The following is a 12,352-nucleotide window of genomic DNA, read 5'->3' as shown; positions in this document are numbered from 1 at the left end:
CGCAGGAGAAGCCATAAGGTTTGTCGTATGGGTGCCTGACATCCCATTTAATACGTGCTTCATTTATTAACTTTGTCCAATGCCAGGCAATCGCCGAGCGCCGAGGATATAAAGGCTCTCGCGGCCTCCACCTCTTCGGGGGTCATCTCGTCCCGGGCCCTGCCGCGGAACGACTTTTCAACCAGCTTCGATGCGAAGTTTTCGCCGAAGATGAGGGCGATCATGCTCTTCCAGCTCCTCACGAGGCGGTCCACGTCCGCGGCCGGCACATAAGGCCTGATACACGTCCTCGCCTCCCGCCTTGCGAACGTAAGCCGTATGGACCGGGAAAGGCTCACGGGAGAAATATTGGCCGAAAATTTCACGGCAACGGCCATGTCCCCATAATCGTCCTTGACCACGAGCACGCTGCCCTCTTCCTCCTCGATGAGCATCTCGCTCGCCCTGAGGCGGCTCATTCGCTCCGCGAGCCAGCCGATGTCCTCGGGATAGCTCCGGCCGCCCGACGAAACGATGACTTTCCCGATGCCGGGGAAGACCTCAGAAATGCCCTTTTCCAGCGAGCTATGCCATGCCGCAAGGTCGTCTGACATGTGTTAACCCCTTAACTGATTAAGTTACAACAAATTATAAATAATATGCGCATTACTTATTTACAAATATACGAAAATAACTTTCGGTGTTACAATGAGCCTTGCACGGGATGCACTACTGGGCGTGGACGACGACGGGCCAAAGAAGAGCCTGCTAACGGGCATGATCGATCGCAGCGAGGCCGGGCCGGCGGATGCGGAAGAGCCGGTGCCTGCCGCCGGCGGCATAGAAGTCGTGAAAAGCTACCGGATCGACGATAACTGCAGCGTACAGATACTGTGGGACCCCGGGTCGGGTAAGTGCCGGTACGACCTGATCGAGCCTTCCATTACGGGGGACGAATGCAAAATATACGAGGCCATCGTCGCCGAGCTTCATAAAAAGCCCCGCTCTGAGCTGGAGACGATGAAAAAGTCCGGGGGCAGGGAGCGCATACGCCAGAAGTTCGAGCGCCTGTGCAGGGAAAGGAACGTGCCGGCGACGCTGAAGGAAAAGATGCGGTACTTCATCGAGCGGGACTTCCGGGGATACAAGAAGATCGATGCCCTGCTCAAGGACGAGAACGTCGAGGACGTGAGCTGTAACGGGTACGGAAGTCCCGTCTACGTGTACGTGCCCGAGTACGAGTCCATTCCCACCGGCATATCGTTCGGGAGCGAGGAGGAGCTTGATGACTTTATTCTTTATTTAGTTCAGAAGGGCGGTAAGTCCATCAGCGCCGCCCACCCCATCCAGGACGTGTCGCTGCCCGACGGCTCCCGTCTAAACGGCACGATATACCGGGAAGTAAGCTCCAACGGCTCGACGTTCTCGATACGGGTGGCGAACCGAACGCGAAGGGCGGCGGAGCTGCTGAGGCAGCGAACCTTCTCGCCCGAGTCTCTGGCCTTCCTCTGGCTGGCCATGGAGAACCGGTGCAGCATGGCCTTCATCGGGGGCACGGCTTCGGGCAAGACGGCCGCGCTGAACGCCGTCGTGGGATCCATCACCGACAGGCACAAGATCGTCACTATCGAGGATACCCGGGAAGTGAGGCTTGCGTCGCAGAACTGGACGCCTTTAGTCGTGAGAGAGTCGGGCGAGTCCCCCATCACCGAGTTCGAACTGTTACTGGCGGCGTTCCGCCAGAGGCCCGAGTACGTCATCGTCGGGGAGGTCAGGACCCCGGAGGGCGCCAGGGCGGCCATTCACGGCATCAACTCAGGCCACACGGTGCTCATGACCTTCCACGCGGACTCCGCCTCGAGCTTTTTCAACCGGGTCATGAACGCCCCGTTCAACATCCCCCCGCACACCGCGGCCAGCCTCTCGCTATGCGTCAACCTGGCCATGGTGAGCATACAGTCCGGCCCCGTAGACGTCAAGGTCAGGCGCTGCCGCTCCATCAGCGAGATCGGCGGCGTGAACGAAGACGGCACCCTGATGATCCGCGAGCTCTTCGAATGGGACCCCGCAGGCGACTCCATATCCATGACGGCCCCGCGCTCCTCGGTGCTCGACCGCATCAAGCGCGACCGGGGATGGGACGACGGCAGGCTCGTCGAAGAGCTCAGCTCCCGGGCCTCTGTGCTGCGGTGGATCGGCGAGAACTGCGTCGTCGACGAGTCCCGGGTCAAGAAGATCGTGGAGTCATTCCACAGGGACCGTAAGGGCCTGCTTCGGTTCATGAAAAAGCATTCCTCTTTTGAAGGGGACATAGCGCTGGGGGACTTCTCCTATGACTGACCCGCTACGGAACGTCTCAGCGCTGATGGCCTTCCGGGCCAAAAACCTTCGCTCGAACTACGAGAAGTGCCGGCCGGAGCGCGTGTTCGAGGACTGGATGCTCAGGACTGCCGCCCTCACGCTTATCGCTTCCATTGCGGCCGTCGTCGCATCCGGGCTTTACATCATATTATCGGGCATGTATGCGGACCCCCTCGTGCTGGCGGTCGTGCCGGTATCCGGCGTATTGACCGGGGTGGCCACGTTCTATGCCAGGTCCTACACCGTACGGTCGAATAAAGACTACAGGGGCGCCCTCATCGACGCGAGCATCGTACACGTCATAGGGTTCATGCTCACCATGGCCGAGTCAAACGTGCCCCTGAAGAAGATGTTCCAGAACATCTCCAACCTCGGCGATGTGTATGGAGAGGACGTCGCCCTCGAGGCGACATACATCCTATCGCTGGTAGAGGAGGACGGCATGGACGTCGTGTCAGCGCTGAGGCTGGCCCAGTCCACGTCGCCCTCCATCGCCTGGCAGGAGCTGCTCATCGGCATCGCCGAGGTATACGGCAGCGGGGGCAGCCTGAAGGAATATCTCCGGGGCAAGTACCAGGCGTTCACCGAGAGAAAGCGCATGGACATGCGAAAGTTCAACGACAGCGTACAGGGCCTGTCTTCGATCTATCTGTCGCTGGTCGGCATCGCGTCCATCTTCGTCTCGCTCATCAACCTGGTGTTTAACATGGCCGGGTGGCTGGCCAACGATTCCTTCGTGTGGCTGGACGCCATCGTCGTGGTGCCGCTGGGCAGCTTCATCGTGATCCGCATGATCAAGGCCTCTAACCCGGAGGCCTGAGATGTCGTTGACCGCCCTGCACAGGCTCGACATATCTGATACCTGCTCGTTCGTTAAGTCGGCCGGGCTTCCTGCGGTGGCCGCCGCCTCGGTCATCGCCGGCCTGGTCGCGGCCTTCGTGGTATTCGTCCTCACCTCGAGCCCCGACATAGCCCTGTTTGCAGGGGTCATGGCCCCGCTGCTCCCTATCGCCTTTGCTTTCAGGGCCGTGGCCGTATACGATGCGGAGGTGGAGGCCAAGGCCCCGGAGCTATTCTACGACCTGTCCGAGCAGGTAAAGGCGAGCGGCTCTATAGTGAAGGCTCTCAAGAGGGTGTCCCGCCACGAGTATGGCACCATTTCCGACGAGGTCTGCCGCATGCTCTCCGAGATCGAGGAGGAGGGATACGACATAGCGTCCGCGCTGCGGGCTATGGCCTTAAGGACAAAGAACCGCTATGTGGACCGGTCAGTATCGGTCATCATCGAAGCGCTCACGACCAGCTCGAACCTGGAGAGCATACTCAAGGCAGTCGCCTCCGAAGGCAGGCTGGCCCAGTCACTGAAAAAAGAGCGCCAGGCGGGCATATCCTCCTCAGTATTCGTCATCTACTTCACGGCCATCATCTTTCTGGCCGTCACCATGCTCTGCATCACCTCCTTCATGCACCTCTCCGCGGACATGAGGCTGGCGACGGGCCTGGAAGTGCTCAACGTCAGGGACGCGGTGATGCCCTACTACGTACTGTCCGTCTCCGTTGCCTTGTGCACCGGGCTGGCTATCGGGGAGATGCGCGAAGCGATTGTTTATGGAGGAGCGCGGGATGCAGCCATATTACTGGGCTTGACATTCCTCGTATATGAGCTGGTCATCTTTCCCGGATACGACATGCTGGGGGCTTTCGGCATATGATCGACGATGCCGGCGTGTCCGAGCTTATGGGCTATACGGTGCTCGTCGCGGTCGTTTCCATTGCCTCTGTGGCGCTGCTCGCCGGGAGCATGGGGACGCTGTCGGCGAGCGAAAAGCAGCTTGAGTTCCAGGGATCGGCCGCTTCACTTCGCTCGTTCGGCGATTTAATGGCCGGCATTATCGAGTCCAATAACACGTTCGACACTGCGTTCGAGATGGCCGTCCCCTCGGGATACGTGCTCGCCGTCAGGGACAGGCACGACGATTTTCGCTCCATGAGCATATACTCGAACTCTGCGCCTCTGGCGTACCTGCCTATGGGCAGCGTGGCCCTGGATTCCCCGTTCAGGTCCGTGATATTCGAGGGAGGCGCGATCATATCGAACGATACGGGCCTGGTGAGCTCCGAAATAAGCCCCTGCGTCCGGGCCGCAGCGCTCCCGTCAGGCAGGAAAGCGCTGTACTTTACCATCGTATCCATATCTGCCGACACATATATCGGGCACTCCGGCCCGGAGACGATGTACGCCAGGTGCGTCTCGATAAAGCCTCTGGCATTCCACGTTCCGGCCGGCAGCAGGGCCGTAATATATGTGAGGAGCGGCGACCTGCCTGCATGGGAAGAGGCCTTCGAGAGGTGCGGGCTCGCCGTTACGTACGAGAACGGGGCGGTAAAGGCCTCAAGCACGGAGGTCTCTGATATCTATATCACGTATGCGGAGGCTGAGATCCACGAGTGACGAGGGCATAGCCATCGCCGCCGAGTACGTGGCGCTCCTGGGCATCTCCCTGCTCATCTTTACCGCGGTGTTCGTCGGGGTGAGCAGCTTCAATAACACGGCTTCCGCCGACGCCAGGGCACAGGCGGCATACAGCGTAGCCGTCCGCGTGAGCGACCGCATGTCGGGAGCGGTGGAAAGCCATGCCTCTGTCGTCGATGAGATGGCCCTTCCCGAGCGGATATGCGGCCGAAGCTACCTGGTTTATCCGTCCGGCGACGGAAGGGCCGTATGCGTGCTGGTCGGGCGAGAGGCGTACGAGGCGCCGCTGATCGTCCCGGGCGACATTAATGTAGAGGGGTTCATGGTCAGCGCGCCGGGCTCACACAGGATACAGTACGAGGCGTCCTCGAAGACGCTCACGCTAACGTAGGGGGCGGCACATGGCGTTCTCCGTAGATTTCGCAGCGGCTTATACGGTGCTGGCGATACTGCTCGTCTGCACATTCTTCACGGCCACCAACATCATGTCCGCCGGGCTTACGGCCGGCTATGCCGGAGAGCTTGACCCTCTTGCAGGGCGCATCGGTGACGTGCTGCTGAAAGAGCCAGGGGAGCCCTCTGACTGGCACATGGGCCCTCAGGCCACCGGTAGTCCCGCCATCATAGGGCTTTCAGACGGAGACCCGAATATCCTCTCGGTATACAAGGTCGACGGCCTGTACATGTTTAACGCCTCGGCCCTAAAGAAGGCGGTAGGGCTTGATGATGAAGGGCAGTACGGCCTGAGGATAGAGATCGACAGCCTGGATGGGACCATATCCAGGGCCGCCGGGTACCCTCTCCCTCCGGACACGATGGACGTCTGCAAATCCCGTCGCATCGCGGCCATCAAGGACCAGGACGGCATATACAGGGAGGCTGAAGTGAACGTTTACCTCTGGAGGAAGGACGTTGGGGCAAGATGACCGGGGCGCGGTACACCTCATCGAAGCGGCGCTGGCGGCGGCGATGGTCATGGCGGCGCTATTCTACGTGAACGCGATGGCGCCTTCGCCAGCATCAGGGCATTCCTGCAGCCTGGAAGACCTTTCGTCCGACCTGCTTAACGTGCTTTTATTCCGGGGGAGCTCCCTGGAGCGCCCGTCCCTTGAATTTACGCTATCGTCCCCGGCTCAGTGGAGAGAAAGTTCGGCCGATATCTGCCAGGATATTCTGTACATGCTGCCCCCCGGGACTTATTGCTACATTGACACACCATATGGGACCATAGGACAGAGGCCGGCGCCTGGAGCAGCCCTGTACGTGAGACCGTTCATCGTCTGCAACGACGATGGGGATATGCTCGACTGCAAGCTCACTCTATGGAGGGCGTAGATGGACGACAGGGGCCAGATGATCCTGCTGTCCGCGCTGCTGGCGTGCCTGTGCCTCATGGGCGTCGTAGCGTGCGTATCGGCCATGGACTCTACAGCGTACGAGGAAGAGCCGGCACTATCGACCGACTATATATCGAATGTCGTGTGGGCGCAGGAGAGCGCACTTCAGCGAACGGCCCATTACCATTCGTCATCGAGCTGGGACTCGAGGGCGAAGGCAGTGTCCGAATTCAAGGCCCAGGCGAACAAGTCCGCCGACAGCATGGCCCTCGTGCTGCTCAAGCACGGCATGTCGTACCGGCTCTCGTACAACGAAAGCCTGGCCCGCGAATACGCCGCCCTTCATAATGATACACAAGGTATTGGAGGCGTAATCGTGGAGAAAAAAGGCAATGAAGCCCTGCTCAAAGGCTGTGCATGCGATATCACCATCGATGACGGCCGCAGGTCAGGCCGGATATCAAAGGTCGCCATCTTCGATTAGCTCGCAAAGCTTTTTATCGTTAAAAGCATTCAAACCGCCACATGCGTTATCTCATCGGCCCCGAAGGCAGGCAGCAATTCTTATCAGAGCCCGAAGGGACGCCCATCATCGTCGACGTGCTCCGTGCCTCTTCCACTATAGTGGCCGCCCTGTGGGCGGGGGCCGCTGGAGTCATCCCCGTCGAGTTCGCGGGGGAGGCCCTCGAAAAGGGGAAGAAGATGGAGGCCGTCCTGGTGGGAGAGCGGGGCGGCAAAAAGATCGATGGATTCGACTTTAATAATTCGCCCACCGAGATGCTCGGTGCCGACCTCAAGGGGAAGACCGTGGTCATCACCACCTCCAACGGCACCCGGGTCATGGTCGAGGGCGGGGTCATCGGCAGCACGCTCAACGCCGGCGCCGTGGCCGAGTACGCCATGGCCGGTGACCGTACCTATTTGTTAGCCTCGGACCCTCTGAAGTCGGAGGAAGACCTGGACGCCGCGAGCCTCATCGAGGTCATGGCGCTGATGCTGGGCCGGGGGCATTTCACGTACGAGGCCGAGCGCTTCATCCAGAACGATGCGGAGTGCCAGCATTTGCTGGATTGTATCCGGCGCACTCCCGCCGGGGAGAAAGTGGCGGGGCTCGGGTACCAGGCCGACGTGGACATGATCTGCCGTGATGTGAACCGGTTCCCCATCGTGCCCGTATACAGTAACGGCCGCATCACCGTTGAGAAGCCCTACTAGCATTGTACCGTTTTGTACCTATGCCGTGATTCCTTTGGAGAGGTTCGTGATACCGACCGAACAAATCAATGCCCACAGGATACACGGCATTAATAAAGGCGAGTGATACCTACCGAACTAATTTGTACGGCGTATTCAGCCATAGCTGATCCGGTAGATGGCCCCGGCCTTATCGTCGGAGACCAGCAGTGCCCCATCGGGCGCAACTTCTACGTCCACGGGCCTTCCCCATGCCGTGCCGTTCTGAAGCCACCCTTCGGCGAACACTTCATACGAGACGGGCGAGCCGTTCTTCAGCCTCACCAGCGTGACCCGGTACCCGATGGGCGTATCCCGGTTCCAGGAGCCGTGCTCGGCGATGAAGATCTGCTCATTATAACCGGATGGGAACATTGCGCCATCATAGAACCGCATCCCCAGAGCGGCAACATGCGGGCCCAGCTCAAGCACAGGGGCGGTGAACTCCGAACAATTATGCCCAGAGCCATACTCCGGGTCGGATATATTCATGCCATGGCAATAGGGGAAGCCGAAGTTCATCCCGATCGTCGGCGCATGGTCAAGCTCGTCGGGCGGGATATCATTTCCCAGGTAGTCCCGGCCGTTATCGGTGAACCACAGGCTGCCGTTCGCGTCCCAGTCGAAGCCCACGGTGTTCCGTATGCCCCGGGCGTAAACTTCCAGGCCGCTGCCGTCCGGGTTCATCCGCATGATGGTAGCGTACGGGTCCGGCCGCTCGCATACGTTACACGGCGCGCCCACCGGCACGTACAATTTACCGTCAGGTCCGAAGCGGATGAACTTCCAGCCGTGCCACGCATCAGAGGGGAACGCGTCGCTCACTACGACGGGCTCGGGCGGGCTCTTCAGGCTGGCCTCGATATTGTCGTAGCGCAATATTCGACTCACTTCGGCCACGTATAGGGAGCCATTGCGGAACGCTACGCCGTTGGGCTGGTTCAGCCCCTCGGCGATCACGATGACCCCGTCTGCCGTTTTGCCGTCCTTCGAGGTGATCGCGTAAACCTTGCCCTCGTCACGAGTACCCACGAATAAAGTGCCGTTCGTCCCCCATGTCATCGACCTTGCGCCGGGCACGCCATCCGAGTACACGTCGATCCTGAATCCGGCCGGCAGCTTGATGGTGTCCAGGTGGAGGTCGCTATTACCTTCGACTGACGGATTGAAGAAGATGAATACCAGGGATATGACGATAAGCAGGGCAAGCGCAAAGAGCGCAGTATATAACATTAATTTTCTTATGGACAGGCAGGACCCCCCGTATATTAACGGTTTTATCCCCGGCCATAAATGGGTTTGCCGCTGAATTATGTGTCTAAGGGCATTTTAATAAGTGCAGCCATCTCAGGAGATAGCCTCGTCGATGTTCTCCACGACGACCCAGTCCCCTGGCGAGCCGTGGACCTCTTCGGAAAGTAAAAAAGGCACGATAGGCCTGGCCTTCTCCAGCTCGATGAGGATGACGTAGCGCTTGTTCAGGATCTCCCGCTGCGCGGCGGGGGCCAGTATCTTGCCATACCGCTTCTTTATATCGGAGGCCACGTCCTTCTCCATCTCCGCGCTGGCGACGCTCTTCACCGCGGCCATTGCCTTGACCCTGGGGTTGAAGCCGCACAGGAAAAACAGGGAATCGCCCCCGGATACCCGGCCATAAGGCCGCTTCTTACCCATGGACGCCCTTGCAAGCATGGTCTTCTCGCCGCTCAGAAGCTGGTTTAGCTCGGCCGCCGTGTTCAGGTAAACGATATGGTCTATTTTCTCCCCTCCGGGGGAGTAACCAGGCTTTAAAGGGGTTTAAGGGTTGCGGATGAGCGGGGCGATAGTAATCTAAAAATTATTTTCCAGGAGGTGGGGCATGCCACTGGTCCTCCATGGCCGAGACCATCATCCGGAACTCGTCGTATAGCAGCCGGTCGTCGAACTCCCGGAACATCAGGAGCATGGCGTCCTTCTCGGCATCGGAAAAGTAGCCCATGGCCGGGATGAAAAAGTGCTTCTCCTCCTTCTCGACGTGCCTCGGGTAGAACTCCACGATGCTGTTGAGGCTCGAAATGATGCCGGCCCTGCCCTCGGGCCTGCCGTTAATGTACAGGTCGTTCGCCCTGACCAGCTCGTTCGTGAGGTTCCTGACGAACCTGTGCTCCTGCACCAGGTCTTCCACCATCCTCGCCATGTCGGGCGAGATCTGCTTTTCTGAAAGCCGGGGGAACAGTATCTGTTCCTCCTTGCCGTGATGGCAGATGTCCGCGTACTCCTTCATGAACGTGGCCATGGACTCGATGAGCTCCGGGTCCGCCTTGCCGTAGGCGCCGATACGGTCCAGCTCGATCCTCATCAGCTTCAACATGCGGTCGATAAGCCGGTGCTCGATCATCAGCTCGCCGATGGGAAGCATGTGCCCCTGCATTTGAGCCATACGAGATTATCGGGGCCGTATCGTTATATTATTTTTCGACTTTTTTACCATGCGGGCATATGTTGAGACACATGCCGCAGACGCCGTATCCCGTGGACGCTTCCAGGCCGTTCAGGTACTTTTCGCACCGCCTCGCGTCGTACCTCGCCTCCCTGGGCTCTGCCTCAGTAAAATCTCTGCCTGTAAAGGCCTTTACAGGGCAGGCATCCACGCAATCCCGGCAGTCGCCGCACCTCGTGTCCATGGGCGTCCCCGCCTTCAGCGGGGCGTCCGTCAATATGGTGGTCCAGCGCACTCTCGGCCCGGCTTCAGGCGTCACTAAAAGGCAACTTTTCCCGATCCAGCCGAGGCCCGCCAGGTGCGCGGCCATCTTATGCGAGAATACGGCGCAGATCTTCTCGTCACTGGCCCTGGCCGACGAGGGCACCGGGAATGCCTTATATCCCGAGCGCTGGATGACGCTCGAGAGCCTTGAGGCCAGCAGGTCCAGCCTCTGGTTGATGACATCGTAGCAATGTAGCCGGTAGCTTACGGCTACAGCCCTCTCTCGCCTCCCGGGTAGCTGGTCCACGAGCGGGTCGAATAGCCTGAAGCCGAGGGATATGGCCCGGGGATAACCGGCGACGATCTCGCCTCCCTGATCTAATATGGCATCGCGAGCGGGCGCCAGGTCGGCCACGCCGAAAAAGTCGGCGCCCTCGTCCCTCGCCAGGTCTTCAAGGTCAGTGAGCAGGCTCATAGATTAAACGAGGCATGGCTGGCAAATAATCTTTTCGAAGGGCAAATGTTATAAAAAAGCCGGGGCCTGCAGCCCCATAATGATAAAATCAGAATTATTTCTTCTTGGGCGCAGCCTTCTTAGTCGCCTTCGCGGCGGTCTTGGGCTTCGTGCTGCTGCCACATCCACATCCACATCCTGCCATTTATGCTCACCTCTTTATAGGTCGTTATTTTTTTATTGAGCAGTCATCATACAAATACTTAGTTCTTCAGGAGCATGTCGGCCAGCTCTTCTACGCCGACTCCCTTCTTCAGGTTGGTCTTGAGGATCTTAATGTTCGAGTTGTGGCGCTTCATGTCCCTCTCCATCCTCTCGACGCTCGCGCCCACCGCCTCGGCCAGGTCGACCTTGTTGATGATGCCGATCTCGCACTCCCTGAACATGGCGGGGTGCTTGTTGACCACGTCGTCGCCTTCCGTGACGCTCACGATGACGACGCGCTTGTGGCTGCCGACGGGGAAGTCCGTGGGGCAGACCATGTTGCCGACGTTCTCGATGAATAAGAAGTTTATGTCGTCCAGCGGGAGCTTGTGGAGCGCATGGTGGACCATGTGGGCGTCCAGGTGGCACTCTGTGCCCGTGTTCAGGTTCTGCGTGGGTATTTTTAACGAGTGGATGCGCTGGTAGTCGTCGTCGCCATAGCAGTCCCCGACAATGGCGCCTACCTTCATGCCCCGCTTTTGTAATATGGGGGTCAGCTTCTCGATGAGCATGGTCTTACCCGAGCCCACCGCCCCGAGAATGTCCACGGCCTTAACGCCGTGCTCGTCCAGGTGCTCGCGGTTCTCCTCGGCCTCCCTGCGGTTGGCCTCGGTGACGTTGGCGCCTACATTGACTTCGACTTTGTGCAAAGGTCTCACCTAAATGATAAGAATTAACCATAGTTCATGATGGTGCAATAAATATTTGTCGCCAACACAGGGGATTATGTGAAGCTTTATAAGCAAAAATCGCCTTGTATAGACAAAATACCGAAAGGTTTCATTCATTAATTCGAATTATATCATAGGTGATGACCATGATTAAAGGGGACGCATTATACAGCGGGAAGGCCAAAACGGTCTATGCGACGACGGACCCGAAGCGCTACATCGTCAAGTTCAGGGACGACGTGACCGCGGGCGACGGGGCAAAAAAGGCCAACATGAAGGGCAAGGGGTACTACAACGCCCAGATATCGGCGAAGCTGTTCAAGCTGCTTGCCGATAACGGCATCAGCACTCACTATATCAAGATGGTCTCCGAGGACGAGATGCTCGTGCACGCCTGCGACATGGTCAAGATCGAGGTCATCCCCAGGAACTACGCCGCCGGCTCCATCGTCAGGAAGTACGGCTTCAAGGAGGGCCAGAAGTTCGACCCGACCCTGATCGTCATGGACTACAAGAACGACGCGGCCCACGATCCCATGCTCAACGACGACATCGCCATCGCCCTGGGCATCGCCAGCGACAAGGAGATCCGCAAGATCAGGAAGATCTCCCTCAGGGTGAACGAGATCCTGCAGCAGTTCTTCGACGAGAGGGGCCTGCTCCTCCCGGACTTCAAGCTCGAGTTCGGCAAGGTGGACAAGAAGATCGTCGTGGCGGACGAGATATCGCCGGACACCATGCGCCTCTGGAAGAAGGACACCCGCCAGAGCCTGGACAAGGACGTGTTCAGGTTCGACAAGGGCGACCTTATGGCCGCTTACGACGAGGCCGCGAAGCTCATCGTCCCCGAGATATTCAAGTAACTTTTTCTGGCTTTTCCCGCGGTCACGATTATGG

General features: G+C 58.8%; 16 protein-coding genes. 10 read left to right on the top strand and 6 right to left on the bottom strand.

Translation table 11 applies throughout. The features are described from left to right. Positions 1-59 precede the first annotated feature (59 nt). Entirely contained in the window at positions 60-593 is a 534-nt protein-coding gene (locus tag MCP_RS13055; protein WP_012901319.1) for a hypothetical protein, read from the bottom strand. A gap of 94 nt (positions 594-687) precedes the next feature. Between MCP_RS13055 and MCP_RS13050 the strand changes: the two genes are divergently transcribed. From MCP_RS13050 to MCP_RS13010, 9 genes are read left to right on the top strand one after another with little or no spacing between them, the layout of a single operon-like run. Then, the gene (locus MCP_RS13050; RefSeq protein ID WP_012901318.1) at positions 688-2,319 is read left to right on the top strand and encodes a type II/IV secretion system ATPase subunit; all 1,632 of its coding nucleotides are present in this window, start codon (positions 688-690) and stop codon (positions 2,317-2,319) included. Next, a complete protein-coding gene (locus MCP_RS13045) occupies positions 2,312-3,160 on the top strand; it encodes a type II secretion system F family protein (protein WP_012901317.1) in 849 nt (282 codons plus the stop codon). The genes MCP_RS13050 and MCP_RS13045 overlap by 8 nt, the downstream gene beginning before the upstream one ends. A gap of 1 nt (position 3,161) precedes the next feature. After that, the gene (locus MCP_RS13040) at positions 3,162-4,052 is read left to right on the top strand and encodes a type II secretion system F family protein (protein ID WP_012901316.1); all 891 of its coding nucleotides are present in this window, start codon (positions 3,162-3,164) and stop codon (positions 4,050-4,052) included. Further along, complete coding sequence (locus MCP_RS13035; protein ID WP_012901315.1) at positions 4,049-4,792, top strand: hypothetical protein; 744 nt, start codon at positions 4,049-4,051, stop codon at positions 4,790-4,792. The genes MCP_RS13040 and MCP_RS13035 overlap by 4 nt, the downstream gene beginning before the upstream one ends. Next, the gene (locus tag MCP_RS13030; RefSeq protein ID WP_012901314.1) at positions 4,767-5,204 is read left to right on the top strand and encodes a hypothetical protein; all 438 of its coding nucleotides are present in this window, start codon (positions 4,767-4,769) and stop codon (positions 5,202-5,204) included. The genes MCP_RS13035 and MCP_RS13030 overlap by 26 nt, the downstream gene beginning before the upstream one ends. A 10-nt stretch (positions 5,205-5,214) precedes the next feature. Then, positions 5,215-5,739: a hypothetical protein gene (locus MCP_RS13025; RefSeq protein ID WP_012901313.1), complete on the top strand. Its 525-nt coding sequence runs from the start codon at positions 5,215-5,217 to the stop codon at positions 5,737-5,739. After that, complete coding sequence (locus tag MCP_RS13020; RefSeq protein ID WP_012901312.1) at positions 5,726-6,148, top strand: DUF7262 family protein; 423 nt, start codon at positions 5,726-5,728, stop codon at positions 6,146-6,148. The genes MCP_RS13025 and MCP_RS13020 overlap by 14 nt, the downstream gene beginning before the upstream one ends. Beyond that, the gene (locus MCP_RS13015) at positions 6,149-6,634 is read left to right on the top strand and encodes a DUF7261 family protein (RefSeq protein WP_012901311.1); all 486 of its coding nucleotides are present in this window, start codon (positions 6,149-6,151) and stop codon (positions 6,632-6,634) included. A gap of 41 nt (positions 6,635-6,675) precedes the next feature. Beyond that, positions 6,676-7,365, top strand: coding sequence for a 2-phosphosulfolactate phosphatase (locus MCP_RS13010; protein ID WP_012901310.1), 690 nt, complete (start codon positions 6,676-6,678; stop codon positions 7,363-7,365). Between the two features lie 135 nt (positions 7,366-7,500). Here the strand turns inward: MCP_RS13010 and MCP_RS13005 are convergent, their stop codons facing one another. The 5 genes from MCP_RS13005 to hypB form a co-directional block, all read right to left on the bottom strand. Next, positions 7,501-8,616, bottom strand: coding sequence for a PQQ-dependent sugar dehydrogenase (locus MCP_RS13005; protein WP_012901309.1), 1,116 nt, complete (start codon positions 8,614-8,616; stop codon positions 7,501-7,503). Between the two features lie 114 nt (positions 8,617-8,730). Then, on the bottom strand, positions 8,731-9,075 hold the full coding sequence (locus MCP_RS13000; protein ID WP_012901308.1) for a hypothetical protein: 345 nt from the start codon (positions 9,073-9,075) through the stop codon (positions 8,731-8,733). A gap of 145 nt (positions 9,076-9,220) precedes the next feature. Next, positions 9,221-9,802: a hemerythrin domain-containing protein gene (locus tag MCP_RS12995; protein WP_128860071.1), complete on the bottom strand. Its 582-nt coding sequence runs from the start codon at positions 9,800-9,802 to the stop codon at positions 9,221-9,223. Between the two features lie 28 nt (positions 9,803-9,830). Continuing rightward, a complete protein-coding gene (locus MCP_RS12990) occupies positions 9,831-10,541 on the bottom strand; it encodes an epoxyqueuosine reductase (RefSeq protein WP_012901306.1) in 711 nt (236 codons plus the stop codon). Positions 10,542-10,783: 242 nt separating this feature from the next. After that, positions 10,784-11,434: a hydrogenase nickel incorporation protein HypB gene (gene hypB, locus MCP_RS12985; protein WP_012901305.1), complete on the bottom strand. Its 651-nt coding sequence runs from the start codon at positions 11,432-11,434 to the stop codon at positions 10,784-10,786. 170 nt (positions 11,435-11,604) lie between these two features. On the opposite strand from hypB, the gene purC reads away from it, so the two are divergent. After that, positions 11,605-12,318, top strand: a complete 714-nt coding sequence (purC, locus tag MCP_RS12980) for a phosphoribosylaminoimidazolesuccinocarboxamide synthase (protein WP_128860224.1) — start codon at positions 11,605-11,607, stop codon at positions 12,316-12,318. The last annotated feature ends 34 nt before the right edge of the window (positions 12,319-12,352 follow it).

The organism is Methanocella paludicola SANAE (assembly GCF_000011005.1).
Classification (GTDB): Archaea; Halobacteriota; Methanocellia; order Methanocellales; family Methanocellaceae; genus Methanocella; species Methanocella paludicola.
This window is presented reverse-complemented; position numbering and strand designations above follow the sequence as displayed.

Bases quoted from the DNA above. Each gene is read 5' to 3' on its own strand.
- MCP_RS13045 (WP_012901317.1), top strand. From the start codon at position 2,312: ATGACTGACCCGCTACGGAACGTCTCAGCGCTGATGGCCTTCCGGGCC.
- MCP_RS13055 (WP_012901319.1), bottom strand. From the start codon at position 593: ATGTCAGACGACCTTGCGGCATGGCATAGCTCGCTGGAAAAGGGCATT.
- MCP_RS13040 (WP_012901316.1), top strand. From the start codon at position 3,162: ATGTCGTTGACCGCCCTGCACAGGCTCGACATATCTGATACCTGCTCG.
- MCP_RS12995 (WP_128860071.1), bottom strand. From the start codon at position 9,802: ATGGCTCAAATGCAGGGGCACATGCTTCCCATCGGCGAGCTGATGATC.
- MCP_RS13050 (WP_012901318.1), top strand. From the start codon at position 688: ATGAGCCTTGCACGGGATGCACTACTGGGCGTGGACGACGACGGGCCA.
- MCP_RS12990 (WP_012901306.1), bottom strand. From the start codon at position 10,541: ATGAGCCTGCTCACTGACCTTGAAGACCTGGCGAGGGACGAGGGCGCC.
- MCP_RS13015 (WP_012901311.1), top strand. From the start codon at position 6,149: ATGGACGACAGGGGCCAGATGATCCTGCTGTCCGCGCTGCTGGCGTGC.
- MCP_RS13010 (WP_012901310.1), top strand. From the start codon at position 6,676: ATGCGTTATCTCATCGGCCCCGAAGGCAGGCAGCAATTCTTATCAGAG.
- MCP_RS13035 (WP_012901315.1), top strand. From the start codon at position 4,049: ATGATCGACGATGCCGGCGTGTCCGAGCTTATGGGCTATACGGTGCTC.
- MCP_RS13025 (WP_012901313.1), top strand. From the start codon at position 5,215: ATGGCGTTCTCCGTAGATTTCGCAGCGGCTTATACGGTGCTGGCGATA.
- MCP_RS13030 (WP_012901314.1), top strand. From the start codon at position 4,767: ATGCGGAGGCTGAGATCCACGAGTGACGAGGGCATAGCCATCGCCGCC.
- MCP_RS13005 (WP_012901309.1), bottom strand. From the start codon at position 8,616: ATGTTATATACTGCGCTCTTTGCGCTTGCCCTGCTTATCGTCATATCC.
- MCP_RS13000 (WP_012901308.1), bottom strand. From the start codon at position 9,075: ATGCTTGCAAGGGCGTCCATGGGTAAGAAGCGGCCTTATGGCCGGGTA.